This window comes from Maridesulfovibrio bastinii DSM 16055 (assembly GCF_000429985.1).
Taxonomy (GTDB): Bacteria; Desulfobacterota; Desulfovibrionia; order Desulfovibrionales; family Desulfovibrionaceae; genus Maridesulfovibrio; species Maridesulfovibrio bastinii.
Genome location: NZ_AUCX01000010.1, coordinates 81638 through 107144, shown reverse-complemented (window position 1 = coordinate 107144; position 25507 = coordinate 81638). Strand labels below are relative to the sequence as shown.

Genomic DNA, 25507 nt, shown 5'->3' with positions numbered 1-25507 from the left:
GGTATTTGTGCTTGACTAGGGATCTTCTGTAGGGCAAAAATTGCCCTACAGAAATTGTCCTACAATTTTTGTCTAACAATTTTTGATTTAATTCTCTCAATTTTCTTTCATATCTTTTAATCAATATGGATTCTGGTGTTGATATGGATTCTCAAGATAAAATTATCCCCATCCGTCACTATGGCCGCTGGATCAGTGGAGTTATTCTGCTGCTGATTCTGGGGTTTATTATTAAAGCTTTTATTGTGGGGCAGATCGACTGGCCGGTAGTAGGGAAGTTTCTTTTCTCTCCGGCTCTTATCAGAGGGCTTGGCAATACTTTGCTGATTACGGTCCTCTCGATGATTGTAGGCTTGCTGCTCGGGGTTATCTTTGCGGTTATGCGACTTTCCAAAAATCCTGTAGCCAGAATTTTTTCAGGGGCCTATATCTGGCTTTTCCGCGGGACTCCCGTTTACCTGCAATTGCTCATCTGGTTTAATCTTGCCTTGATTTTTCCCACAGTCAGCCTCGGTTTTGTTGATTACCGCATGGTCGATGTCATGACTCCTTTTGTCGCTGCTCTTCTGGGGCTTGGGCTTAATGAAGGAGCTTACATGACTGAGATTGTCCGCAGTGGAATTCTGTCTGTCGATAAAGGTCAGACTGAGGCTGCAACTTCACTTGGAATGTCCAGACTGCTGGCTATGCGCCGGATTATATTGCCTCAGGCCATGCGCGTGATTGTTCCGCCTGTGGGTAACGAATTTATCGGGCTTTTAAAAACATCATCCATGGCCAGTGCAATTGCTTTCACGGAAATTCTGCATCAGGCCCAGCTCATATATTTTGTCAACGCTAAAGTTATGGAGCTGTTGATAGTCGCTACCGGCTGGTACCTGATAGTTGTTACAATACTAAGCCTTGTTCAGGTCTTTATCGAAAGGCGTTTTGAAAGAGGGCATAATTTTGATCGGCGCCGTAGTATCTGGGAAATATTTAAATCCATTATTATTGATAGAAGACAACAGGCTGGAGTTTAGTGATGTCTGATAATAATTTTATGCTCAGGGCCTGCAATATCCACAAATCCTTTGGTGAGAATGAAATTTTAAAAGGTATAAATCTGAATGTCCGCAAAGGTGAAGTGCTTTGTCTGCTTGGACCTTCAGGTTCAGGGAAAAGTACTTTTTTGCGCTGCATCAATCAGTTGGAAAAAATTGATTCAGGGCGAATTTACGTTGGAGACGATCTGGTCGGTGTGGTTGAACGCAACGGCAGACTTTATGAAATGAATGATAAAGAGATCTGCTCCATGCGTATTAAGATAGGAATGGTTTTTCAGAGCTTCAATCTGTTCCCGCACATGACAGTTCTGGAAAATATCATTGAAGGTCCGGTCATGGTTAAGAAGGAAGATCCACGCAGAATGAAAGAGGTTGCTTATGATCTTCTTGAAAGGGTTGGTTTGAGAGACTGGGCTGACAGGTTTCCCAAACAGCTTTCCGGCGGGCAGCAGCAGCGGGTGGCTATAGCCAGATCATTGGCAATGGAACCGGATTTAATGCTCTTTGATGAACCAACCAGTGCTCTTGACCCGGAACTTGTCGGTGAAGTTTTGAATGTAATGCGTGATCTGGCTGAGAGCGGCATGACTATGGTTGTTGTTACTCATGAGATGGAGTTTGCCAGAAACGTGGCTAATAAAGTTGTTTTTATGGATGAAGGCTGTGTGGTGGAGGAAGGAACCCCTGAAGAAGTTTTCAACAATACCAGAAATGAAAGAACCAGAGCTTTTCTGGGGTCAATTTAGCTGGTTAAGTCACAACGCAAGTTGGTTTATATATAATGATGGCAATATGGCAGTTTTATATGCGTGAGCTGATTCAGAGCCCTGATGATAATTTGTATGCAGTGCTCATGTGACTGTTCGATATTGTGTTAATTTTTAACTATATTGAAAAAATGTTTTGAGGAGAGTTTTTGTGTTTAAAAAAATATATTCTTTTGCCGTGTTCTTTGCGCTTCTGGTTTCTTTTGCAGGATCAGCATTTGCAACAGAAAGTCATGACATGCTTCCCGATAATATAAAATCCTCCGGCAAAATAATCGTCGGTATTAATGGTATATTTCCACCCATGGAATTCAAGAAATCCGGCTCGGATAAGCTTATCGGTTTTGATATCGATCTTATTAATGCTCTTGGAAAAGAACTTGGTGTTCAAATTGTTCTTGATGATCAGAAGTTCGACCAGCTCATTAATTCAATCAATACTAATCGTGTTGACCTCGTAATCTCGGGTCTTTCTGACTCTGCCGTGCGGAGAAAAACTCTCGATTTTATTGATTATTTTAAAACAGGAACTCAATGTTTCACTACCAAAAAATTTGCTCAGGACGTTCCTGATATGCAGTCTTTAAGTGGTAAGACTCTGGCTGTATCCGCAGCTACTGACTATCTGACTACCATGCAGAAATGGAGCAAGAACAACCTGGAATCCAAAGGAAAACCCGGAATCAAGATCATGGCTGTTGATTCCGCTGCAACCGCACGCATGCAGATGTTGCAGGGCCGTGCTCAGGCTTCAGCTCTAAGTCCAGAAGCTTTGGGCTGGGCTAATATGCAGCAGGGTAACTCATTTGTTCCGGTTGGTCCTGTTTTGGACCCTAATCCTTACGGTATATGCTTCAGCAAGAAGAATACACAGTTAAGAGATGCTGTGTATGCAGCTTTGAAGGTTCTTTTTGAAAACGGAACATACAGTAAGATCATAACTGAATGGCATGCCGAAGCAGGTGCTTTAGCTCAGCCTACGATTAATTCTGAAGGTCTGGAATAGATATCAGCAAGTTAACAAAAGCAGGTCTGCCAGCTAGAGCCGGCCTGCTTTTGTTAATTTTTTGCCTACATAGAAAACTATATGCAGCATGAATTTAAATTAGGGATTCTGACTCTTGGCAGAGCTCCCCGTACTGATGTTGAACCGACTTTCCGCAGTATTCTGGGACAGAATGTAGAATTTATTCAGCGCGGGGGACTCGACGGTCTTTCTGAAAGCGAGATAGCTGGGCTTCATCCTGAAGATGGTCAGCAGGGTATTGAAACTTGTGTGCTTGAAAATTCTGTTCCTGTAAGCGTTTATATATCCAGACAGAAGCTGCTGGAACGTCTGATTAAAGCTGCTTTGGAATTGAGAAAAAAGTGCAGTATTTTTTTTCTCCTTTGTTCAGGGCGATTTCCGGAACTCAAAGAGGCTGTTCCGGAGATAATTGAGCCGGCCGTAAATCTCCGTTCAGTAGTGGCTGAGAGGTGCAGGAACTCGCATCTATGCATTATAGGTCCTGAAAGTGATATGCCTGAAGCAAAGATACAGTGGCAGCCATACGCTACCAGCATTTATACTGCCGCAGCTTCACCGTACGAAGGGTTGGATGCTTTGACCGTTGCAGTTGCTCAGGCAAAGAAAATGGGGGCCGAATATCTCCTTCTGGATGATATGGGTTTTACTGAGAAGCACAGCAGCTATGTTCAAAAAATATCAGGATTACCAACCATTAACGCTACAGTCTCTACAGCTGAAATGCTTAGAGACATAATTGAAAAAGCGTCATAAATCCTAAGAGTTGGATCTAGATAATCGCAGCCGTCAGGTTGATTTATAAAGGTATATTAAATAGATATGTTTAAAAGAGTCCTTGCAGAAAATAATTCCGGAAATCTTAATGTTATTCATGCGTCCAGTCTGGCGCGTGTCAGGGATCGTGGCGTTCCTAGAAAAGGCGCTCAGCAGAGAGAGCTTGATATTATCGAGGACGGTGCTGTTGCTGTCCGGGGTGGAAGGATAATAGCTGTAGGTTCAACTGAATATATTTCTGAAATGTATGATGATGCTCCTGTTTTTGATGCCAGTGGTAAAACAGTTCTTCCCGGTCTTGTAGAATGTCATTCGCATCCTGTTTTTGCAGGAAACAGGCACTGGGAATATGTTCGCCGCATTGAGGGGGCTTCCGGGAGTGAGATAAGAGCCGAAGGCGGTGGAATCTGGTCAACAATTATCAACACCCGCAAAGCCTCAGATGAAGAGCTTGTCAGCAATATTTTGAAAGGGTTTAGGCAGATTTTTGCTGGAGGAGTAACAACTCTTGAAGTTAAATCCGGTTACGGCCTTGATAAAGATGGTGAGCTTCGTTTGCTCAGGTTATTAAAAGAAGCGGCCGGACAGACTGAAATGGATATAGTTTTTACCTTTCTCGGTGCGCATATAGCTCCTCAGGACGGACAGACTGCTGCTGATTTTATAGCCTGCGTTAAAAATGAAATGTTGCCTGCCGTTTTGGAGCAGGGTATTGCTTCGGTACAGGATTTGTCCTGTGAAATTGGAGACTTTACTCCAGAGCAGGCTATAGAGCTGATTGAACGTTCACATGAGCTTGGGCTGCCGGTCAGAGTTCATGCGGATGCTTCTTCCAATTCTTTGGGATGGAGGACCGCTGTTGAGGGCAAAGCCCTTTCAGCCGACCATCTGACATATACTCCTGATTCTGAAATAGAATCTGTAGGCAGCACTGATACTGTTGCGGTTCTGCTTCCTGTCGCCGAACAGTTTTATCTGGATGAGCGTAAAGCAAATGGAAGGCTTTTCATTGAAAATGAAGTGCCTGTTGCTGTTGCTACTGATTACTGCTCGTCTTTTCAGGCTACATCATTGCCGCTGACCATTGCTGAGGCCTGTTCATGGTTTCGTTTTACTCCGGCCGAGGCCGTGGTAGGGGCAACTCTTAATGCCGCTTATGCTATTGGAAAGCATGAGGATCGCGGGTCTATTGATGTGGGAAAAAGAGGGGATTTAACTATATTTGATTGTGAACATCCCAACCAGCTCGGTACTGCCATCGGTGCGCCTCTGGTTGAGTCCGTTGTTATAGAGGGAAGAGTTTTTCAGTCAGAGAAATAATTTTTCAGAGATACAGATGACGAAAAATTTTGCAGAATATGATCAGACCAGCAGTGTAGATAAGATAGCTTCAACTCTGCGCAAGGCTATTTTTGAGGGCTATTTCTTACCCGGTGAACAATTGAAAGGGGTTGCCTTATCCCGTTCTCTGGGAGTCTCCCGCGGATCAGTCAGAGAGGCTCTGCGAATTTTAGCGACTGAGGGGCTGGTGGAACACCTGCCGAACAAGGGCGCCTCTGTTCGTAAGTTAAGCCTTGAAGAAATAGACGATATTTTTCTCACACGTCATATACTTGAAATTCAGGCCGTGCACAGTATTCCCATTGCTTCTGAAGAAGCAGTTCAAGCTATGATAGAAAGTACCAGAGCCTATGAAGGCGTAGCCAACATCGATGATCAGGTGACAATTGCCGCCGCACACATAACTTTTCATAAGGCCTTTGTCGGGCTAACAGGGAGTATGAAGCTTGCCTGCCTTGAAGAGAGCCTTATGCAGGATCTTCAGGTCATAATCGCCTGTATTGAAAATGATCGTGATGATTTACAGAAGGAAATAGCCAACCATAAAGCTCTCACCCAGATGGTTCTTGATGGAGACATTGGCTCGGCTGAAAAATGGGTTGATGAATATATCCCTATCGGAAAAGAATTTGTAATTGAACATATCCTTGCAGAGAAAAAGAATCCGCGGCTGGGTCGCTGAGTGGCTTAGTCATAGTCTGATTTTGTATTAACTTTCCATATTCAAATAAAAAGGCCGGATCATAAGATATGATCCGGCTTTATTAATTGGAAGTCTAAAGCTGGTGAAGGATTTAGAACGTTCCGGTGAGTTTATAAATTCCGAATTCATGGTGTCCGAGACTTTCAGCTTTGGTCTGTTCACCGTTACAGACTTTGACCATAAGTTCGAACAGTTCTTCTCCGATTTCAGGAAGCGTTGCTCCTTCAGAGATGATCCGACCGGCATTAACATCAATGTTGTCAGGCATGTTTTCAAAAGTTTCTGGATTTCCGGTGATTTTGATAACCGGAGCAATAGGGCTTCCTGTAGGAGTTCCGCGTCCGGTGGAGAAGACGACAACCTGTGCGCCTCCGGCAACCATTCCGGTTATGGAATCGATATCCTGACCGGGGGTATCCATAAAGAACATGCCATGCTTGTCTTCAGGAACAATTTCAGCGTAATCAAGAGCACCTTTGAAAGGGCTTGTTCCGGCTTTATACATGCAGCCCAGTGATTTTTCCTCAATTGTTGAAAGTCCGCCTACTTTGTTTCCGGGAGTGGGCTGTCCGCTGCGCAGATCTTCACCCATCATGATGGCACGGTCTTCAACGTTTTTAACCTGACTCAGGAATTTTTCACGCTGGTCATCTTCTTCAAAGCGGGCAGCGATGAGGTGCTCGGCTCCGATAACTTCAGTTGTTTCGCTGAGTATTGCACTTCCGCCGAGAGCTATAAGTTTGTCTGCGGTGTAGCCAATGGAAGGGTTGGAAGCCAGACCGCTGGTCGGGTCGGAACCACCGCATTCCATAGCCAGAACAAGCTCGCTCATATCGAATTCAACTTTTTCCTGCTTGGAAAGATCTCTGGCCATAGGGGCAGCAAGTTCTACACCTTTGGCGATTGTTTTAGATGTTCCGCCGCACTCCTGAATTACAACATATTCGGCAGATTTTCCGGTTGCAGCAATTTCATCGGCAACGGATTTGGCCTGAACACCGTCACAGCCGAGACCGACAACCAGAACCGCTCCAACATTAGGGTTCAGTCCGAAACCGGTGATTGTTTTCTGAGTGAGCGAAAGGTCTGATCCGATCTGGCAGCAGCCATGCTGGTTCGGGATAGAAATAGCGCCGGGAACCATTGCGGCTATTTTTTGTGCGGTATCAGCGGCACAGACAGAGGAGGGAATGATCAGCAGATGGTTGCGAACTCCGTATTTACCGTCAGCTCTTTTATATCCTGTAATTTTCATTGTTGGCTCCTTTAATTATTTTTTATCACCGCGTCCGCGGGTGCTTTCAATGTTATGGACATGCACATGGTCGCCGGTATGAATGTCTTCGAGAGCATCGCCTATAATTTCTCCGTACTTGTAGCAGAGCCCGCCCTTGGGAATTTCAGCAATGGCTATTTTATGGAATACGGGGATATCCGCATTGGCTGTGATTTCAATTGAATCAACAGTTATTTTCTCACCTTTTTTAATAGGGCGCAGACAGGTAACGAGGTTGTCCTTGTCATTGATATGCAGAACTGCATTCATGTTTTTTCTCCTTAACTGGAAGTTTAAAGGTCTTACTGTATGTGAAGGTTAAGCCGCTGCAACGGCTCTTTTTCCGCGTTCAACTTTATCAAGCCATGTAACAAGCAGAGGGCATAGTATGGCGGTAACAATAACTGCGGCGGCAACCTGAACTGTTGCAATGCTTGCAGCAGCCATTATGGACGGGTCAACTGCGGCAATTGCGGCCGGTGTTGCGGCTGAGTTTCCTGCACTTGTGCCGACTGCGGCTCCGACCTGCGGATTTTTGGAACGGATGAGCTTCATGGCGAAGTATCCGGCAAAACCGGTGATGGCGGTGTTGGCGATGCCGAGGATGATACCGGGAGCACCTGCGGTGACCAGCTGGTTGAGGTTAAGTGCTGCGCCAAGAGGGAAAGCAAAGAAGGGAATAGTGATATCAACAGCCGGAGCGAGCCAGTCGCGCAGCTGGGTATCAAGGTTACCGACAATACAGCCGATTACGATGGGCAGAACAGCCCCGAGGAGCATGATAAGGGGGATATTTGCCAGCCCGGTCATACCGAAGGCCAGCATGGTGAAAAAAGGACCATCGTTAAGTGAGAGTACGGAAAGTGCTCCAACGTCGCTTGCGTCTCCGAACTCTCCTGCCAGAGCTGCAAAAAGACCGCTGTTGGAGTTGGTGAGTGATGCGACTACAGCCAGAGGAATGATTCCGAAAATTCCGGAAGCTCCGAAAAATTTGTTTACCAGAACTCCGAGAATCGCTCCGATGATGACTTTTGAAGCTGTGAGGGCAAGTCCTTTTGCCAGTGGAGTTCCTACCTGTCTCACATTAATCTGTGCTCCAGTGCAGAACATAAAGAGGGCGAGGATGGGCATTGCGCCTTCTTTCCACAGATTGGTTGTAAAACTTCCAAGGTTCAGGAACCCCGGACAGAAAGTATTAACAAGAACCCCTGCCAGAAGCGGTACAATCATCAGACCGCCGGGGATTTTTTTCACGCTAGCCAGAATTTGCATTACAGATCCTCCAATAAGTGTTTTGAGGTCCGTAAACAAAAAGCGTGCCGAAAGTATAAAGCCCTTTTTATGGCTGTTTAGAGCGTCTATTTAAACTTGTGTTTCAAAATAAAACAGGAATCTGTTTCAATTTAAGACAAATGTTTAATTTTGAAACCGGGAAGTCTCTTTCAAACGCCTCCACAGAGTTGAGCGGCTGATCTTTAAAATAGAGCAGGTTTCCTGAACATTTTCTCCGGTCTGATTGAAAACTTTTCTGATATAAGCCTCCTCCATGCTCCGCAGATCAGGCAGAGAGGTCACATCTGGAATTTCTCCACTGTGCTTTTCGGTCTCAGGTTCTTCATCTATTGCCCAGAAAATATTACCTAAAATAACACTGCGTTCCATAAGGCCTTCTATCTCCCGGACATTGCCCCGGTATGGTTTTGAAATGAGTATTTTTTTTATCTCCGGGGTTATTTCAGGAATTTTTTTGGAATATTTTCTGGCATATTTAGCAAGAAAATGTTCGGCAAGGAGCATAATCGTTTCAGGTCCCAGTCTGCGCAGTGAGGGAATGTTAAGGGTTAGAACATTGATTCTGAAAAGCAGATCTCTCCTGAATTTATCCTCTTCGACCATCTTTGCGAGGGGCCTGTTGGTGGCGCAGAGTATGCGCACATCAACAGGAATTATTTTATCCCCGCCGATACGCATTATCTGATGCTCCTGCAGAACTCTTAAGAGTCTGCCTTGGAATTCAAGCGGGATTTCACCTATCTCATCCAGAAAGACGGTTCCTTTGTGGGCAAGTTCAAATATTCCAGCACGCCCTTTGCTTTTTGCTCCGGTGAAGGCTCCGCTTTCATGGCCGAAGAGTTCCGCTTCCATGAGCGATGGTGGGATAGCTGCGCAGTTGATGGCGACGAACGGACCGTTTCTGCGTGGGCTGGCATTGTGAAGGCTCTGGCAGAACAGCTCTTTGCCTACTCCTGATTCACCGGTAATAAGCATTGGAGTGTCATAAAGAGCATATTCTTCTGCTTTCGCGATGCAGGCTTCCATGAGCGGAGACTTCTGGATTATGTCATTGAAGGTGTATTTGGCGGAAAATCCGTGCTCAGCAAGTTCACGCCTTATTTTCTGCTCAACATTCTGAACTTCGGCAACATTTTGAAAAGTTGCAACCGCTCCTACCACTTCATCATTTATGAGCACCGGAGCCCTGTTTACCACAAGTTTTTTCCCGCCTATGTCGAGGACCTCACCTATACTCGGTTCAGATTCTTCAAGAGCGAGAGGAAGCTGGCATCTCGGGGCGGCCTCTTTGAGCAGGTGACCTATGGCCTGATCTTTGCGGATACCAAAGATATCTTCGGCCGTATGATTGAAGATTGAAACTTTTTCAGTTTCATCTATGGCAATGATCCCTTCGTGAACATAGTCGGTAACCGTTAAAATAAGCTGCGCCCTCTGCTGTCTGTTTCTTATTGAGTTGTGCAGCTTAACCGCTTCCTGAATGCTGCGCAGGATTGATTCTTTCTGTGATGAGATGGCTATGCCGGTATGTCCCAGAGCTTCTGATATGGCTTTGACGTTGGAATCACCGATAAAAGTTGAAATACCGCTGTTTTTATATCGTTTTATGGCCGAGGCGATATCTTCTTCCCTTTCAAGCTCAATTTTAACGATTTTCATGGGCAGAAGATTTCTTAAAATATCAAAACCGTAGATAACGTTGTCATGTCCGATGACCCCTATTGTTTGCTGATGATTGATCTGTTCAAGTATGGGGGTCAGAGTCTCAACAATATCATAGGCACTTACCGGAATTTCAATTGACGGAATTTCCAGCTCGTTTTCAATTTTTTTATAAGTCCAGCCTCGGGAAACAATTACTGAAGCTCCAAGCTTTTCGCCTTCTATGGCTTTTTTCAACCCCTGCTGCATTGTCCCCAGCTCAACGGCTACATTATCATATTTATGTTCTTCAATTATTTCGACCGTTTTGTCGTAGACTTCCTTAAGAGGTGCTATGACCAGTATATCTTTCATCTTTAATCCGTTTTTTTATTTTATGGTGCTGAGTTTTGTGAGCTTTAAATATTCGTAGCTGAGATTGTTCAAAGTTAGCATAAAATTATGCATATATCCTGCCGTTTTTTGAGTGGATAAAGAACTCTGCTATAATAGCAGTTTTTATATTTCTTCTCTTATCCTTTCCAGAAACAACTCTGCGGCCGGTGAAAATACCTGATGCTTCTTCCAGATCAGATCAACGTGTGAATTAAGTTCCGGTTTAAGGGGCCTGAAGCATAGCTCCGAGTTGCATTCGGTATTTATTATCTTATCCAGACATAAAGCATATCCCAGTCCCGCCTCTACCAGCAGGGATGCGTTAAAGAGCAGATTGTAGGTGGCAACTATATTTAGTTTTTCAGGATCTTTTTTAAGCCAGCTTGAAAGTTGTCCGCCCTGTACAGCCTGTCGCGAGTATATAAGCGGTAGTTCCCATATTTCTTTTGGGGATATGGCTTCCTTTGTGGCCAGATAGCAGTCTTTCCTCATCAGTACTCCCCAGCGATCAACAGCAGGCAGGCGCATATAATCGTATCTGGAGACATCTGCCGGTTCAATAACCAGCCCGAAATCAGCTCCCTCCCGGTCCAGCTGCTCTGTTACATCATCTGCATTTCCACTGAACAGGTTGAAATGTATGTCAGGGTATTCGGCAGCTATATTTTTGATGGTCCGTGCAACGGTCCTGAAAGAGTGGGTTTCTCCTCCGGCTATATAAATTGTTCCGCTGATGTTTTTTTCTGATTGCGACAGTTCTTCACTTGTTTTTTTTACCAGATCAAGAATCTGTCTGGCCCGTTTGCGAAACAGGGTTCCTTCGGCAGTCAGAGTCATTTCCCGGCTGCCTCTTTTAAAAAGTTTTGTTCCCAGTTCCTCTTCAAGTTCTTTTATCTGACGCGAAAGTGCCGGTTGGGATATATGCAGCAGTTCAGCTGCACCGGATATACTGCGGGACCTTGAAATGGCTAAAAATGATTCCAGCACGTTAAGTTTCATAGTTAAGATCCTGACTTAAAAAGTTAAAAAATATGTTATGCATTTTTTGCATAGCAACCTATTAAATATAGGTCTTTTACATAGCGATTTCCAGTTCCTATAAGGGGATTGTGGAGATTTTTTATACGGCTGACACGGTTGAATCAGTTTTAAAACAAGCCGATGTGCCGGTTGTTTAAAAAAATTTATGTCTGATAATTTTTAGTATGATTAAGGAAAATTTAATGGATCTTGAAGGACTTATTGAACTTTTTAATTCAGGCGAACCGGTTAAAGGGGGTTCTGAACTGCATGAACTGTTGTTGCATTCCAGCAATGAAGCAATGCGTATAACCGCTGAAATAAATGGATCTTACCATACTCCTGAGGAAATTAATAAGCTCATGTCAGAGCTTACCGGAAAAGAGGTTGATAAGAGTTTTACCTTGTTCCCTCCGTTTTATACTGATTTCGGCAAAAATATAACTATAGGCAAAAATGTATTTATAAATGCCTGCTGCAACTTTCAGGATCAGGGCGGAGTAACCATAAAAGATGGAGCTTTGATAGGGCATAGCGTTGTTCTGGCAACAATCAATCATGGCTTTGCTCCTGAAAAAAGAAGTTGGAATTATCCTTCCCCAATAGTTATCGGCAAAAACGTATGGATCGGCTCCAGAGCTGTGATCCTGCCGGGAGTCACTATCGGGGATAACGCTATTGTGGCGGCGGGAGCCGTTGTTTCCAAGGATGTGGAGCCGGGAACAATCGTCGGCGGAGTTCCTGCAAGGTTCATTAAAACTATAGATGAAGCTGAACGGGACAGTTTGGCTGAATAAATTATAAAAAAGGAGATCTTAGATGAATGTTTTTAAAAAATTAAGTGTGTTCATGCTGGCCGGATTAGCGTCTATGGTCTGCACTCCGGCGATGGCGCAGGATTTATCGCATGGTGCGGATAATTTTTACAAAAGTGATCAGCTGAATGTAAAAAAAGTATCCTTCAACAACCAGTACAAGATGAAGGTTGTCGGCAACCTCTATACTCCGAAAAAAATGGATAAGTCCGAAAAATATCCTGCAATTATTGTCGGACATCCCATGGGAGCTGTAAAGGAACAGAGTGCGAATCTCTACGCTCAGAAAATGGCTGAACGTGGATTCGTGACCATGTCCATTGATTTATCATTCTGGGGTGAAAGCGAAGGCCAGCCCCGCAATGCTGTTCTGCCTGATGTCTATTCCGAAGATTTCAGCGCGGCAGTTGATTACCTTGGAACACGTTCTTTTGTAGATAGAGAGCGTATCGGTGTTCTGGGAATATGCGGTAGCGGATGCTTTGTTATAAGTGCGGCTAAAATTGATCCCCGCATGAAAGCAATTGCAACCGTAAGTATGTATAATATGGGTGACGCAAACCGTCATGCCCTGAATAAATCACTCTCGCTTGAGCAGAGAAAAAAGATTATCGCTGAAGCTGCGCAACAGCGTTATGTTGAATTTGAAGGTGGTAAAACTGAATACACCAGTGGAACCGTTCATGAACTGACTGCGGAGACCCATCCCATCCAGCGTGAGTTTTATGACTTTTACCGGACCCCGAGGGGTGAAGTCACCCCGGAAGGATCTTCGCCTGAGCTTACAACTCATCCGACCCTTTCAAGCAATGTTAAGTTTATGAACTTCTATCCTTTTAATGACATTGAAACCATTTCACCGCGTCCGATGCTCTTCATTACTGGAGACAAAGCTCATTCAATTGAGTTCAGTCAGGATGCTTATAAGCGTGCTGCGGAACCCAAGGAACTTTATATTGTCCCCGGCGCAGGACATGTGGATTTGTATGACAGGACCGAGCTTATTCCGTGGGATAAGCTGACAAGCTTTTTTACCAAAGCTTTGAAATAAATAATTCCTGTAATATCATTCTCCGGTTCGGTTCTGGATAATCCCGAAACCTGAGAGCGTAGATAAATGAAGCCCCCTCTTTCCGCTAAGACGGAAAGAGGGGGCCTTTTAGCAGCCAAAGTGCTGCAACTGAAGTGTGCCGACTTTTATGTGCAGATCAGTTCTTATTTGCCGTAGTAGGCAACTTCAAACAGTTTGCGCATTTCAGCATTATCAATTGTGCGGGGGTTGGTTCCGGTGCAAGGGTCCTGAACTGCTCCCTCTGTCATTCTGTCCAGATTTTCAGTGAACAGTGATTCTGCTACTCCGAATTCTTTCAGTGTTGCGGGGATGTCGAGGCTTTTGTTGAGCTCTTCGATATATGCAACCAGAGCAGAAGTTTTTTCTTCGGCAGTTGTTCCGGCAAGGCCGAGACGATCGGCAATTTCAGCAAATCTGTCTGCTGCTTCCGGTGCGTTGTAGCTTATTACATGCGGCAGATAGATTGCGTTGGCACATCCGTGAGGAACACTCAGGATACGTCCGCTTTTGTGGGCCATGCTGTGGACAATTCCCAGAATAGCATTGGAGAAAGACATACCAGCAAGATTCTGGGCAATGTGCATTTTGCAGCCAGCCTCTTTTTCTCCTGCATAGGAGGAACGCAGATACTTGTCGATCATTTCAATCGCTTTTATTGCCAGCGCATCGGTGAATTCGTTGGCAACATTTGAAACGTAAGCTTCAATAGCGTGAGTCATAGCATCCATACCGGTATGGGCTACAAGCTGAGGGGTGAGGCTTGCGCTCAGGTCTGTATCAACAATCGCTACGTCCGGGGTAAGGTTGTAGTCGGCAATGGGGTACTTGATTCCGCTTTCGCGATCGGAAATAACAGAGAATGAAGTAACCTCGGTGCCGGTTCCGCTTGTTGTGGAGATTGCAACAAAGTGAGCTTTTTTTCTGAGTTCCGGCAGAGAAAACGGAACAGCAGCCTGTTCAAAAGTGAAATCAGGATATTCATAAAAGAGCCACATTGCTTTTGCTGCATCAATGGGGGAACCGCCGCCGATACCTACAATAAGGTCCGGTCCGAATTCCAGCATCTGCTTGGCTCCGGCCTGTGCGGTCTGGATAGTGGGGTCGCTTTCAACACCTTCAATAAGCTGGGTTTCAAATCCTGCAGCTTCAAGGTGGCCCATGATGCGATCAAGTCCGCCATTCTTTTTTATTGAACCGCAACCAATAACAACAGTTGCTTTTTTACCGGTAAGGTTAGCCAGTTCGGAGATTGCTCCGGGGCCGAAATGAGTTTTTCTAGGTACAATGAAACTTGCCATTTTTGGACTCCTTTGTCGAAGTGGTTATTGTCAGAAAATACAAATTATGTACTGCTCTTGTCAGAGTCTCCACAAAGTGCAGTTTGTTTTAACATTTGGTTGAGAAATTAATCTGTCCTATTTACTCTTTAGTGACACAGTGAATATCCATAAACACTGTCCGAGTTCGGGATTGACACTAACGATTTTGAGGAATATTTGAATACACAATATTACAAGCGTATTGCCTGATAATATAAACTTAGCATTAATTTTGTATTTTTGAGCATTCCAGCAGAGGGGTAAATATGGATGGTTCAACACTTTGTGTTCTTGCTGATATTGTGGCCAGACACAGCCCTGAGAAGAATTTAAACCATACGGCCATCAAAGGACTCAGCTGTATCAGGATAGACAATCCGGACGAGCATCTGCCGGAAGTCTATAATCCGTGTATCTGCCTGGTGGTGCAGGGAGCAAAAGCCATTACATACGGGCAGGAGGTTTATCCCTGCGGAACCGGTGATTATATGACCATCCCCGTGACCATGCCTATTATCGGAATGGTCAAGAAGGCTTCGCCTGAGAATCCTTACCTCTGCTTACAGATGGATATTGACCTGACGATGGCCGGAGAAATTTTCCTCGGGGGGCATGTTCCCCAGTCCGGTTCAAAGCTGGAGGCCAAATCTCTTTTTGTCGCAACCATGGATGATGCTCTGGCCGACCCGCTGGTAAGGCTGGCCAAGCTTTTAGACTCTCCCGAAGACTCGGGCTTTCTGGCTCCTCTTTATATCCGTGAAATCTGCTACCGCCTTTTGAAATCCGAGCATGGCAGGCACATAGCGCATCTGGCTATGCATGAGGGCAGTTTGCAGAGAATAGGTATGGTTATTTCACATATTAACCAGAATTTCAGGGATTCTATACGAATAGGTGATCTGGCTGAAATTGCGGAGATGAGCGTTTCAGGACTGCACCAGTGGTTTAAAAAAATCACAACATTGACCCCCATCCAGTTTCAAAAACAGCTTCGGCTGATTGAAGCCAGAAGGCTTATGATGGCTGAAAGCAAAAGTGCAGCAGAAGCCGCATATTTTGTCGGTTACGAAAGTCCTTCACAATTCAGCCGGGAGTATTCGCGGATGTTCGGTATCTCTCCGGGACGCGACATCGAGAAATATTATAAAGCGGAAAACTCTGCGTAAACTGTCGGGACTGTGATTGCAAAGAAAGTGATATTCTATTTTTATCTTTTAACATGCTGATATCTAAAGCTGTTTTAGCCTGCGCTTGGCAGATATCCCAACTTGCGTATCTAATTTAAAAAAGAGTTATATAATAGCAGAGAAAGTTTTAGTTTTCTTAATTTGACGATTTCGAATCAGCTTCTCTAATTGGAGTAATAAACTCTATCAAGGAGATGCTATGAAAAAATCATTTGCTCTGGTGGCAGGTTTTCTACTGCTGCTTTCAGGCTCGGCATGCGCCGGGTCAGCCCATGATCATGGAAGGCCGGAATTTAACGGTCCTCCTCCGGAAGCTTATACAGTTTGTGAGGGAAAAAATGCCGGGGATAAAGTGCAGCTTAAAACTCTGCGCGGCGATACCATGTCCGGTGTATGTGAAGATGATAACGGCAGACTGGTTATGAGACCTGATGATATGAAAGAAAGACGGGGAACTCCTCCGCCTGAAGGCAGTAATTATTAAGGATATTTTACATGCTCCTTCCGCTTTATGCTGGAGGAGCTTTTATTTTGGATTTCCCGAAATTTTTGTAAACAATTGCAGCGTCTGCATTTTTTCGGGGGCGGGAATGGAAGGGGGCCCATCCCCGCGTACTTATAAAAAGTTCCCCGGAGGTTTAGATGAAGGTAAAATTTTATTCGGCACAATCATATCCGAATGGGGATAATCATGTGCCGATGGAGGGGTGTATGCCTGTTTTATTGATATATCAGGGTTCCGCTTTCACCGGTCATTGCTTCCGGGGCTTTGTCCAGCGAGGCGATGACCGCTTTGCGTCCTTCGCCGCTCTTAACAAATTCCAGTGCGGCCTGAACTTTAGGCAGCATTGATCCGGGAGCGAAATGGCCCTCTTTTATATATTGTTCAGCTTCTTCCACAGACATCTTATCCAGATTTTTCTGCTCTGGGGTTCCGAAGTTTATTGCGATGCGGTCAACCGCAGTGAGAATAAATAGGTAGTCCGCTTTTACCACTTCAGCCAGTTTGGCGGAGGCGAAGTCTTTATCTATAACTGCTGAAACCCCTTTGTATTCATTATGCTCTCCTTTAATAACCGGAATTCCGCCGCCACCGCATGCGATTACAATGAATTCGTTGTCGAGCATATTGACTATGGATTCCCTTTCGAGAATGTCGACAGGTTTAGGAGAAGCGACCGTTCTTCTGTAACCACGTCCTGAATCTTCAACCATTGTCAGCAAAGGATCTGCCGCCATCATTTCAGTGGCTTCTTCTTTGGTATAAAATCCGCCGATTGGTTTTGATGGATTTTTAAAAGCAGGATCATTCTCATCTACAACTACCTGCGTAATTATGGACGCCGCATTCCAGGGCATGTTCTGGTCCCGTAATTCTTTGTGGATGGCATTTTGCAAGTGGAATCCTATGTATCCCTGACTCATGGCCGTGCATTCCGGCATTTCCAGCGGAACAACTTTTTCGTTGCTCTTTGAAGCATCTTCAAAAGCCAGATTGATCATTCCAACCTGAGGACCGTTGCCATGGCTGACAATTATTTCATTACCCTGAGTGATAAGTTCCACCAGAGCTTTGGATGAGAATCTCAGTTTTTCCTTCTGCTCTTCAGGTGTTTTGCCTAACGCATTTCCTCCCAAAGCAATAACTATTCTGGGTTCCTGAGTTTTTTTGTTCATATAAATACCTGTTATTTTCTTTTCAGGCCCGGAAAAACCGGACCTGAAAAGAAAGTAATGTTGCAGCTGTCTGCAATTACGATTGAATTTTGTTGCCTTGCTTTTTGGTCAGACGGTAGAGGTGAATACCGAAGAGTGTTGTAAGCCCTGTTCCTATGACAAGTGTGCCGTGGTAAAGCGGATCGAATCCTTTACCAGTGAAGAACAGCAGCAGGCAGCACATTGCAATGAATGCAAAGCCCATGAAGGCGGCGATATACAGTCCCAATCTACCGCCCGGAACTTTATAAGGACGGGGGGTGTCAGGATCTGATATTCTGAGTTTTACCGCAGCAGGGAACAACCACAGGTAAGGCAGGAAGAAGACAAGGAAACTGAACGAAAGGATAGTCCAGAATGCGTCATTGGCACTTTCACCGAGAGAGAAGTTAAGGACAATGAGCACAGTGGATATCACACCCATAAGAACATACGAGTAGTCCGGGGTGTCATATTTAGGATGTCTGTGTCCGAGTATCTTGGTATATTTAGTAAATTCAGCTTCATCGAGAACTTCAACTCCGCCGAGAGTCCATGAGATCATATTGGAAACAAGAGTAAGCAGAGTTGCTGCGATAACAATACTGAAGGCAACTTCCTGTCCTGATCCGAATACGCTGCAAAGTTCTTTGATGGCGTAGAAGAATCCGTCCAGAGGGTTGAGTTTATCAGCGGGAATAGCAACCAGAACTCCGAATGTTCCCACAATGTACAGCCCGGCAATTAAAATACCTGCGAGGATAGTCATCTTGGGTATGTTTTTTCCGGGTTCTTTTATCTGCGAAGCAATGGAACTGATAAGCTCGAATCCCAGCAGGTTGTAGACGATTGCGGAACTGTAGGCCACGGTGTCATAATTGAAGCTGATGGCGAAAGACGACAGTGAAAAATCATTCGCAACACCTTTGGTCGAGGCGTAAATAACACCGAGTACACCGAAGACGATGAGTACGGCGACCTTGATAACAGCGGCTATATTTGTCATGGTCACGCTCAGGTCGGCTCCGCGGATGCCAATGTAAACAATAACCCAGCACATGGCTGTTGTGATTGCCGCTGAAGGCCATGTGCCGAGATTCGGTGCAAAGGCAAGCGAAAACCATGTGGTGAAGGCGATGAAAACCGCCGGCATCCAGAAGGCTACGTTTACCCAGTAATACCATGCAACAAGGGTTGCCTGAAATTCTCCGAAGGCGCGTTTTACCCAGAGATAGATTCCGCCGTCTTCGGGATAGGCTGCTCCAAGCTCTGCGTTGATAAGTCCGTAGGGGACGAAAAATAAAACAGCTGTCAGCAGCCAGACGGTAATTGATGAAACGCCCATTACTGCCGGAGTAACAAAAGTATCCAGCACCACAATACCGCATACGGTAAAGGATACCATTTTAAAGAGGCTAACTTTTTTTTCTTCCATTTCTTAATATCCCTTGCCAGACAACAGTGCTTATGTGCGATATCCTTGCCCGGATCGTTGTCACTGTAGTCTGGTCTTGGCTATGTCGCCGGCTCCGTTCATCACAACGGAGCCGGTGACGACTTTCTCTAGCCGAGAGGCTGCTGCTGTGTAATGCAGTGAATATTACCCCCGCCAAGGATAATTTCCCGGGCGTAGATGCCGATTATTTTTCTGTCAGGAAAAACTTTTTGCAGTGTTTCCACAGCGGCCTTGTCGTGAACTTCATCATTGAAGAAGGGGATTATCACCGCTTCGTTTGCAATGTAGAAGTTGGCGTAAGAAGCTGCCTGACGGTCTCCCTCAACACGCGGAAGAGTTCCGTCCACAGAATCGACTCCCTTGCTTTCTTCCTCTGTAATCAGAACTTCATCAGGAATATGGAGTTTATGGATTTCAAGCTTGCGGCCTTTGGCATCTGTTTCGCCTTCAAGATACTCCAGAGCTGCTTTTGACAAAGGGTACTGGGGATCATTCTCATCATCCGTCCATGCCAGAACCAGAACTCCCGGAGCGCAGAAATGAACAATGTTATCCACATGCTCATTGGTCTCGTCCTGATAAATACCATTGGGAAGCCAGAGGACTTTTTCCACTCCGAGATATTCTTTGAGAGTGTTTTCTATTTCACCTTTGGTCAGATCAGGATTGCGGCTTTCATGCAGCAGGCAGGCTTCGGTTACAATTGCTGTTCCGTCACCGTCGGTATGAATTGAGCCGCCTTCGAGAGTGAATGATTCAAGACTGTAGTAATCCTTGTTTTCCATTTCGCAGACTTTAACCGCAATCTTGTCATCTTTGTCCCAAGGGAAATAAAGACCGTCCACCAGTCCGCCCCAGGCATTGAAACGCCAGTCTATGCCGCGAACGTCACCTTTATCGTTCACTACAAAAGTAGGGCCGACATCACGCATCCACGAATCATCAGAAGACATTTCAACGACCCTGACCTTGGAGCTTAAAACCTCTTTAGCAGCCATGTACTGGCGTTCAGACACGCACATGGTTACCGGTTCAAACTCGGCAATAGCTTCAGCAACGTCAACAAAGGCTTTCTGGGCCGGCTTTGCTCCATTGCGCCAGTTGTCAGTGCGTTCAGGCCAGATCATCCAGCAGCCGGCATGCGGTTCGAATTCTCCGGGCATGCGATAGCCGTCAGATTTCGGTGTGCTTTTAATTTTCTTAGACATATAACATCTCCGGTTAGATATTTTTAAGAAAATCTTTGATCTTTGTTTCGTGCTCTTTTTTTACTTCCTCAGTGGGTTCTTTGCTGAATTTGTGAGTGAAGTAGACAAGAATAGCCATTTGAGCTGTCAAACGGTTTTCAGCTTCATCGAATGCTACAGACTGGGGGCCTTCCAGTGCTTCGCGGGTTACTTCTTCCTTGTCGTTTGCCGGCAGGCAGTGCAGCAGCAGAGCTCCCGGTTTGGCTTTGCTCATCAGTTCTTCGGTTATAACGTAGTCAGGCATGAAAGCGGCAAGCCTTTCTTTCTTTTCGTCCAGCTGGGTTACCCAGTAAAAGCTGTCTCCATAGACAACATCGCATTCACTTATTTTTTCAACATCATCTGTAATTTCGTAGGAAGCTCCGGATTCTTTGCAGAATTCGTCAGCCATATCGAGCCATTCCTGCTGCATCTGATATTTTTTGGGGCCAATCTGTTTGAAGTTCATGCCGTATTTGGTGCAGGTGAGCAGCAGTGAGCGGCAGACATCAGTGGCATCGCCCATGAAAGCCAGTGTCAGATCAGATAATTTACGACCATCGGTAATATGTTCTTTGATGGTAAACAGATCAGCGAGCATCTGAGTCGGATGGAAGCGGGTATCAAGTCCGTTTATTACAGGAACTGTGGACATTCTGCACAGAGCGTCAATTGTGTCCGGGGAATTGGTGCGGGCCATTACAATATCGCACATGCGGGAAAGAACTCTGGCGGTATCGTCAATGGATTCTTTGCCGCTGCCGAGATGGATGTCTTTAGGCGAGAGGAACAGGCCGTGTCCGCCAAGAAGAGTTGCTGCTACTTCAAATGATATTCTAGTACGGGTTGAGCCTGCTTCAAAGATCATGGCTACTGATTTATCTTTGAACAGATGGGGAATTGCATTATCTTTGCGTGCTTCTTTAAGCATGCTCATAAGCTCCATCATGTTATCCATTTCTTCTGTGGTGAAGTCTTTCATGGAGACCATGTGGCGCAGATCTTTTTTCTCTAAGTCAGTGGCACTTGAAGAAGGTATTTTCATAATAAAATACTCCTTTTTTTCTTTGTTCAATTGCAATAATAGTTACTATTCATGACTGCATTGTTCAGACTGTGCACCGTCCTGTAAATGCCGTCGGCCTCAGCCTACCTGTCAGCAGGTGCGGCTGCTGTCTATGTACAACCTTTCAAGAGGAGCCGCTTTACTGCGGTTCCTTGTAAGAAAGGAAACAATAATGATCAAAGTAAGGTTCACCAGTGGTGGCACCAGTGTATAGAATTCCCATGGTTCGGGAAGGATGGAGTGCTGGGTCAGACAACCGATAAGATTGACGGCCATACCACCAAACATACCGGAGACAACTCCGTATGTGTTTACCCAGCCGGCCTTGAGGGCCAATACAAACGGGAAGAAAAGAACCCCGAACTGAAGAGTGAAAGCAAAAATTGTCAGATCATAAATCATGCTGCTTGAGAGGCCGACACCAATCGCCAGAAGGCCGACAAGCACTACAAAGAATTTGGTAGCCCGGACCATTTTTTCATCGTCATCAGCCAGCTATTCTTTCTCACCTGTTTTGAGCGGCTTGTAGATATCGTTTGAAAAAAGAACGGCTGTTGCAAAGAGTGAAGAACTGGCACTGGAAAGAACTGCTGCAATCAGTGAAGCTATGAAAATGCCCATACCAACAGGGCCGAGCAGGGTTTTCGCCATATAAGGTATAAGCAGTTCGCTGTCGCCGGAAAACAGGGTGGGGTCCAGCACATTTTTGGAAACTAGAGCTATACCTGTTAGAGCCAGAAGTATGGGTATGAAACCGACAGTCCAGTATAGTCCGCCCGCAATTATCATTCCCCGGTGCGCGGTTTTGGAATCCTTTGCCATGAAAGCCCTCTGGGCAATATCGGGACTGGGTATATTTCCCAGAGACATACCTACCCACATGGCCAGATAGCTTATCCAGCTTGTAATCTTGTTGTCTCTCGGGAGTATGTTCCAGTAATTTTCCGGTGCGGCGTTTAAAACTGAATGAATGCCTCCTGCGGCGTTTATTCCAACATACAGAATGGCGGCAAGACCTATGAAAATTATGATCATCTGGATTGCATCGGTCCATACAACGGCAACCAGACCTCCCATATAGGTAAACAGGACAACTATCATGGTTGCACTTATGAATGCGAAGTTGAAGTTCAGACCGAACATTACATTCAGGATTTTACCTATCGCGAGGAGCTGAACAGCTGTCCAGATGACATAGGTGGGAATCATGAAAGCTGAAGCCAGGTAACCGGTATTTTTACCGAACCTGCGGTTGTATAATTCCCCGACAGATTTAATTTTCAGGCCACGAAGCAGCTTTACGAAAAAGATGCCCACAAGAAAAAGTGAAAGCCCCGCGGCAAAGGGGTCTTCAACAACCCCGAATATCCCTGATTTATATGATGCCCCTGTTGCACCGATAATTACTCCTCCACCCCAGAATGTTGCGAAAAGAGTGCCGACAATCAGCCATAAAGGAGCCCCTGCACCGGCAATCAGATAATCATCTGAGTTCTCGATCCGTCTGGAAGCGAGTTTTCCAATTGCAATTACTCCAAGTAAGAATATTGCGATAATGAGAAGTGGAATAAAATTGTCGGGTTGCATCAGTATACGCCTGCCATGAAGGTTGCAGTAAGCTGTTTTGTTTCCTTTTTGTCACATCTTTATGACCAGTAATTACTATCCATATGTCAGTATGTCAATAATATGTTTACCGATTATGTATAGCTTGTGTCCGAATCGGTCATAACTTCTGCCAATAATGTATCTATAGTGTCAAATCTTGACATATATGTTTGCTGCTATTATGCCTCTTACATATATTTTAGACAAGATTGTCGCCTAATTTAAAGGTGAGGAGAATAAATTGGCTGAAAAAATAAGATCTTATGACAAGATAGATTATAAAATCATTAATGAGCTTGCCAAGGATGCCAGAATGCCGGCAGCAAAAATTGCTGCAAATACAGGCGTCAATGAGAGGACCGTTCGCAGGCGGATAAATAATCTTGTCGATTCCGGGGCCATTCGGATAACCACGATTGTTTCGCCGGATATGTTCGGATACCTTTCCATTGCGGATATAAATCTTAAAGTTGATCCGGAGGTCTACGACAGTTTTGTTGAAGACTGTAAAAAGAACCCCAATGTCTGTTATATTGCTTCAGGCTGGGGAAAATCAAACCTTGCGATTGAAACCAGATTTTTGAGCAATGAAGAAATGTATGATTTTATACAGAAAACACTTCCCCAGATTGAAGGGGTAGAGGTGGTAAACTTTTTTATCATTCCCAAAATAATTTATAACATTGATGAGTGGCTGCCTGTGGAAAGTGATTTTAAAGATTGATCCAAAATTTTTTAAGCAGGCGGAATTTTTAGCGCTGCTGTGGATATGCTGAATGTTTGTTAAAGAGCCTGTACAAAATTTTGTGCAGGCTTTTTAAGTTTCAGTTCAATTGTTAAATTTTTATTCTCCTGAAACTTCTATTCCCTTGAAGCTGTTATTCCATAGAAGCATAGAAGTTTTGGATGTGGTCCAGAAAAATTCTTATTCTTTGCGGGAGCTGGCTGGAACCCGTGACAATGTGAACATCGTGTTCGAATCCTCCACTCCATTCAGGAAGAACTTTTACCAGCTTGCCCGCCTCTTCGTACGGTCTGGCTTCTTCTCCACGGATAAGCGTCATCCCATGACCGGCGAGAGCAAAATCACGGCACATCGGAACAGAGCTGAAAGTATAACTAGGCTGGATATCGATTGTTATCTGGCGTTCATCATTATGCATGAACCATCTTTTACCGAAGCGTTCGAGCACGATACAGGGCAGATTGTGGAGATCTTCGGGTTTTTCCGGGACCGGGTAACGCTCAAAAAGCTGCGGAGCCGCATAAAGAAATGGTTTTATGGTCATAAGTTTCCGGGCAATGAGGGGCGGAGCAATAGACGGACCAATCAGGAAAGCCACATCATAGGGATCAGTACGCAGATCAACTGGCTGCTCAACAGAAGTCATATCAATCCTTATCTCCGGCCATTTGGAAGCAAATTCAATCAAGGCATTTTTCATATTACGGTCGTATAAGTCCCGAAACATGCAGACTCTGATTAATCCTGAATGATCACGCATATTGGCAACCACCGAGTCGTATGTTTTTTGAGCTTCACCGAGAATGAATTCACAGTGCTCAAGCAGAAAGGTGCCATTGTCTGTCAGTTCAACATTTCGTGTGTCCCGATAAAAGAGAAGGGCGCCCATTTTTTTCTCAAGCTGTTTTATACGTCTTGAGAGCGTAGAGGCCCCTATTCCTAGTGTTTCAGCAGCCTTACTAAAACTTTTTTGTCTGGCTACTTCCACAAGTAATGGTATGTCATTTAAAAATTCTTGGATCATTATGCTCATATATGGAAAAGAGTTTTTTATTTAATATGTTTATTTTAGCTGTGGGCATGATAAGAGAAGGTATAGGTTAAATCAATAAGGAAGATTTGAATCAGCATTCATTCATCTGCCAAAGGAGGAAGACATGACAATGCAATCCATACTTGATGATACACAAAAGTTTCTGGATATGCTCGGCTTAAAAGAAGAGCCATTTGGAGCTTATTACAGTGACACCAAGCCTGACAATGCTTTCGGCCCTAAAAAAGGTGTTCCAATTTCACGTGAACTGGAAGACAAGGGCGAAATAGACATGCATGAGGTCATGAAGACTTTTTCATGTATTATGGGCAATATCTGGCTGGCCAGAAAAAAGCATAGAGCTGCTTTTGTTTCGGCAGAAGAATACGGTTGTATAGGCGGTGTCTATTACTGTTCCATGATGAAGCCTCATCTCAGATTTGTAGAGCATTATGTTTCCACCGGCTTTGAGGGAACGCCCCTGCATGGTGAAAGATATATGCCCAGTCCTGAGGCAATGAATAAATTTATGCTCAAGGTTAACCCGCGTAAAGCTCCCGGAAAGTATTGTATCTTCAAGCCGCTTTCCCAGTTTGAAAATGGCGAAGAACCTGAATTTGTAATTTTCTTTGCAAGGCCGGAAAGTCTGTGCGGATTGTTTATTCAGACCGTTTTCACTACCGGAGACATTGACTGTGTGGCAACTCCTTTTGGAGCAGGATGCACGAATATTCTTGGATGGCCTCTTTACTATAAAGAAAAAGGACAGGAAAAGGCCGTCATGGGCGGTCTGGACCCCTCCGCCAGAAAATTTATGAAGACTGATGAAATGACTTTTACAGTTCCCTTAAGTCTTTATGAAAAAATGCTGGCAGCCCTGCCGGAATCAATGTTCAACTACGAAACCGACTGGCAGAGTGTGCGCAAAAAAGTTGAGCGCAGTGCAAAGGCCTGGGGTGAAGTTGAATAAATTGGAAATTCTTTGAAATTTATAAATATAA

General features: G+C 44.8%; 25 protein-coding genes. 12 read left to right on the top strand and 13 right to left on the bottom strand.

Features of this window, described 5'->3' with window-relative positions:
* The first annotated feature begins 143 nt into the window (after positions 1-143).
* From G496_RS18995 to G496_RS0106035, 6 genes are all read left to right on the top strand, one after another.
* On the top strand, positions 144-1022 hold the full coding sequence (locus G496_RS18995) for an amino acid ABC transporter permease (protein ID WP_084407501.1): 879 nt from the start codon (positions 144-146) through the stop codon (positions 1020-1022).
* 2 nt (positions 1023-1024) lie between these two features.
* Positions 1025-1792 (top strand): amino acid ABC transporter ATP-binding protein, encoded by a 768-nt coding sequence (locus G496_RS0106055; RefSeq protein ID WP_281171259.1) that lies wholly within the window; start codon positions 1025-1027, stop codon positions 1790-1792.
* A gap of 172 nt (positions 1793-1964) precedes the next feature.
* Entirely contained in the window at positions 1965-2819 is an 855-nt protein-coding gene (locus G496_RS0106050; protein ID WP_034632557.1) for an ABC transporter substrate-binding protein, read from the top strand.
* A gap of 81 nt (positions 2820-2900) precedes the next feature.
* Positions 2901-3593 carry an AroM family protein gene (locus G496_RS0106045; RefSeq protein WP_027178492.1) on the top strand — a complete coding sequence of 231 codons (693 nt, stop codon included), beginning with the start codon at positions 2901-2903 and terminating at the stop codon, positions 3591-3593.
* Between the two features lie 66 nt (positions 3594-3659).
* Positions 3660-4934 carry an imidazolonepropionase gene (gene hutI / locus G496_RS0106040; protein WP_051294863.1) on the top strand — a complete coding sequence of 425 codons (1275 nt, stop codon included), beginning with the start codon at positions 3660-3662 and terminating at the stop codon, positions 4932-4934.
* A gap of 16 nt (positions 4935-4950) precedes the next feature.
* Complete coding sequence (locus G496_RS0106035; RefSeq protein ID WP_027178490.1) at positions 4951-5637, top strand: GntR family transcriptional regulator; 687 nt, start codon at positions 4951-4953, stop codon at positions 5635-5637.
* 112 nt (positions 5638-5749) lie between these two features.
* Here the strand turns inward: G496_RS0106035 and G496_RS0106030 are convergent, their stop codons facing one another.
* The 5 genes from G496_RS0106030 to G496_RS0106010 form a co-directional block, all read right to left on the bottom strand.
* On the bottom strand, positions 5750-6913 hold the full coding sequence (locus G496_RS0106030; protein ID WP_027178489.1) for a UxaA family hydrolase: 1164 nt from the start codon (positions 6911-6913) through the stop codon (positions 5750-5752).
* A 15-nt stretch (positions 6914-6928) separates the two neighbouring features.
* A complete protein-coding gene (locus G496_RS0106025) occupies positions 6929-7204 on the bottom strand; it encodes a UxaA family hydrolase (protein WP_027178488.1) in 276 nt (91 codons plus the stop codon).
* Positions 7205-7252: 48 nt separating this feature from the next.
* On the bottom strand, positions 7253-8206 hold the full coding sequence (locus tag G496_RS0106020) for a 2-keto-3-deoxygluconate permease (protein WP_027178487.1): 954 nt from the start codon (positions 8204-8206) through the stop codon (positions 7253-7255).
* 144 nt (positions 8207-8350) lie between these two features.
* The gene (locus G496_RS0106015) at positions 8351-10243 is read right to left on the bottom strand and encodes a sigma-54-dependent Fis family transcriptional regulator (RefSeq protein ID WP_027178486.1); all 1893 of its coding nucleotides are present in this window, start codon (positions 10241-10243) and stop codon (positions 8351-8353) included.
* Between the two features lie 144 nt (positions 10244-10387).
* Positions 10388-11263 carry a LysR family transcriptional regulator gene (locus tag G496_RS0106010; RefSeq protein WP_027178485.1) on the bottom strand — a complete coding sequence of 292 codons (876 nt, stop codon included), beginning with the start codon at positions 11261-11263 and terminating at the stop codon, positions 10388-10390.
* Between the two features lie 224 nt (positions 11264-11487).
* Between G496_RS0106010 and G496_RS0106005 the strand changes: the two genes are divergently transcribed.
* Both G496_RS0106005 and G496_RS0106000 read left to right on the top strand, forming a co-directional pair.
* Positions 11488-12081: a DapH/DapD/GlmU-related protein gene (locus G496_RS0106005; protein ID WP_027178484.1), complete on the top strand. Its 594-nt coding sequence runs from the start codon at positions 11488-11490 to the stop codon at positions 12079-12081.
* A 73-nt stretch (positions 12082-12154) separates the two neighbouring features.
* Positions 12155-13150 (top strand): alpha/beta hydrolase, encoded by a 996-nt coding sequence (locus G496_RS0106000; protein WP_425411665.1) that lies wholly within the window; start codon positions 12155-12157, stop codon positions 13148-13150.
* A 164-nt stretch (positions 13151-13314) separates the two neighbouring features.
* Here G496_RS0106000 and G496_RS0105995 read toward each other — a convergent pair whose 3' ends face one another.
* A complete protein-coding gene (locus G496_RS0105995; protein ID WP_027178482.1) occupies positions 13315-14469 on the bottom strand; it encodes an iron-containing alcohol dehydrogenase in 1155 nt (384 codons plus the stop codon).
* Positions 14470-14756: 287 nt separating this feature from the next.
* On the opposite strand from G496_RS0105995, the gene G496_RS18990 reads away from it, so the two are divergent.
* On the top strand, positions 14757-15656 hold the full coding sequence (locus tag G496_RS18990) for an AraC family transcriptional regulator (protein ID WP_034632553.1): 900 nt from the start codon (positions 14757-14759) through the stop codon (positions 15654-15656).
* Positions 15657-15876: 220 nt separating this feature from the next.
* On the top strand, positions 15877-16161 hold the full coding sequence (locus tag G496_RS0105985) for a hypothetical protein (protein ID WP_051294862.1): 285 nt from the start codon (positions 15877-15879) through the stop codon (positions 16159-16161).
* A gap of 236 nt (positions 16162-16397) precedes the next feature.
* Here G496_RS0105985 and arcC read toward each other — a convergent pair whose 3' ends face one another.
* The 6 genes from arcC to G496_RS0105950 form a co-directional block, all read right to left on the bottom strand.
* Complete coding sequence (gene arcC, locus G496_RS0105975) at positions 16398-17354, bottom strand: carbamate kinase (RefSeq protein ID WP_034632550.1); 957 nt, start codon at positions 17352-17354, stop codon at positions 16398-16400.
* A 76-nt stretch (positions 17355-17430) separates the two neighbouring features.
* A complete protein-coding gene (locus G496_RS0105970) occupies positions 17431-18807 on the bottom strand; it encodes an APC family permease (protein WP_027178479.1) in 1377 nt (458 codons plus the stop codon).
* A gap of 128 nt (positions 18808-18935) precedes the next feature.
* Positions 18936-20036: an agmatine deiminase gene (gene aguA / locus G496_RS0105965; RefSeq protein ID WP_034632548.1), complete on the bottom strand. Its 1101-nt coding sequence runs from the start codon at positions 20034-20036 to the stop codon at positions 18936-18938.
* A gap of 13 nt (positions 20037-20049) precedes the next feature.
* Complete coding sequence (argF, locus tag G496_RS0105960; RefSeq protein WP_027178477.1) at positions 20050-21099, bottom strand: ornithine carbamoyltransferase; 1050 nt, start codon at positions 21097-21099, stop codon at positions 20050-20052.
* A 111-nt stretch (positions 21100-21210) separates the two neighbouring features.
* The gene (locus G496_RS0105955; RefSeq protein ID WP_027178476.1) at positions 21211-21594 is read right to left on the bottom strand and encodes an SLC5/6 family protein; all 384 of its coding nucleotides are present in this window, start codon (positions 21592-21594) and stop codon (positions 21211-21213) included.
* A gap of 21 nt (positions 21595-21615) precedes the next feature.
* The gene (locus G496_RS0105950) at positions 21616-22707 is read right to left on the bottom strand and encodes a sodium:solute symporter family transporter (RefSeq protein WP_027178475.1); all 1092 of its coding nucleotides are present in this window, start codon (positions 22705-22707) and stop codon (positions 21616-21618) included.
* A 262-nt stretch (positions 22708-22969) separates the two neighbouring features.
* On the opposite strand from G496_RS0105950, the gene G496_RS20470 reads away from it, so the two are divergent.
* Positions 22970-23452: an Lrp/AsnC family transcriptional regulator gene (locus tag G496_RS20470; protein ID WP_051294861.1), complete on the top strand. Its 483-nt coding sequence runs from the start codon at positions 22970-22972 to the stop codon at positions 23450-23452.
* A 154-nt stretch (positions 23453-23606) separates the two neighbouring features.
* On the opposite strand, the gene G496_RS0105940 is transcribed toward G496_RS20470, so the two are convergent.
* Positions 23607-24497 carry a LysR family transcriptional regulator gene (locus G496_RS0105940; RefSeq protein ID WP_034632546.1) on the bottom strand — a complete coding sequence of 297 codons (891 nt, stop codon included), beginning with the start codon at positions 24495-24497 and terminating at the stop codon, positions 23607-23609.
* A gap of 133 nt (positions 24498-24630) precedes the next feature.
* On the opposite strand from G496_RS0105940, the gene G496_RS0105935 reads away from it, so the two are divergent.
* Positions 24631-25476, top strand: coding sequence for a DUF169 domain-containing protein (locus G496_RS0105935; protein ID WP_027178473.1), 846 nt, complete (start codon positions 24631-24633; stop codon positions 25474-25476).
* Positions 25477-25507 lie beyond the last annotated feature (31 nt).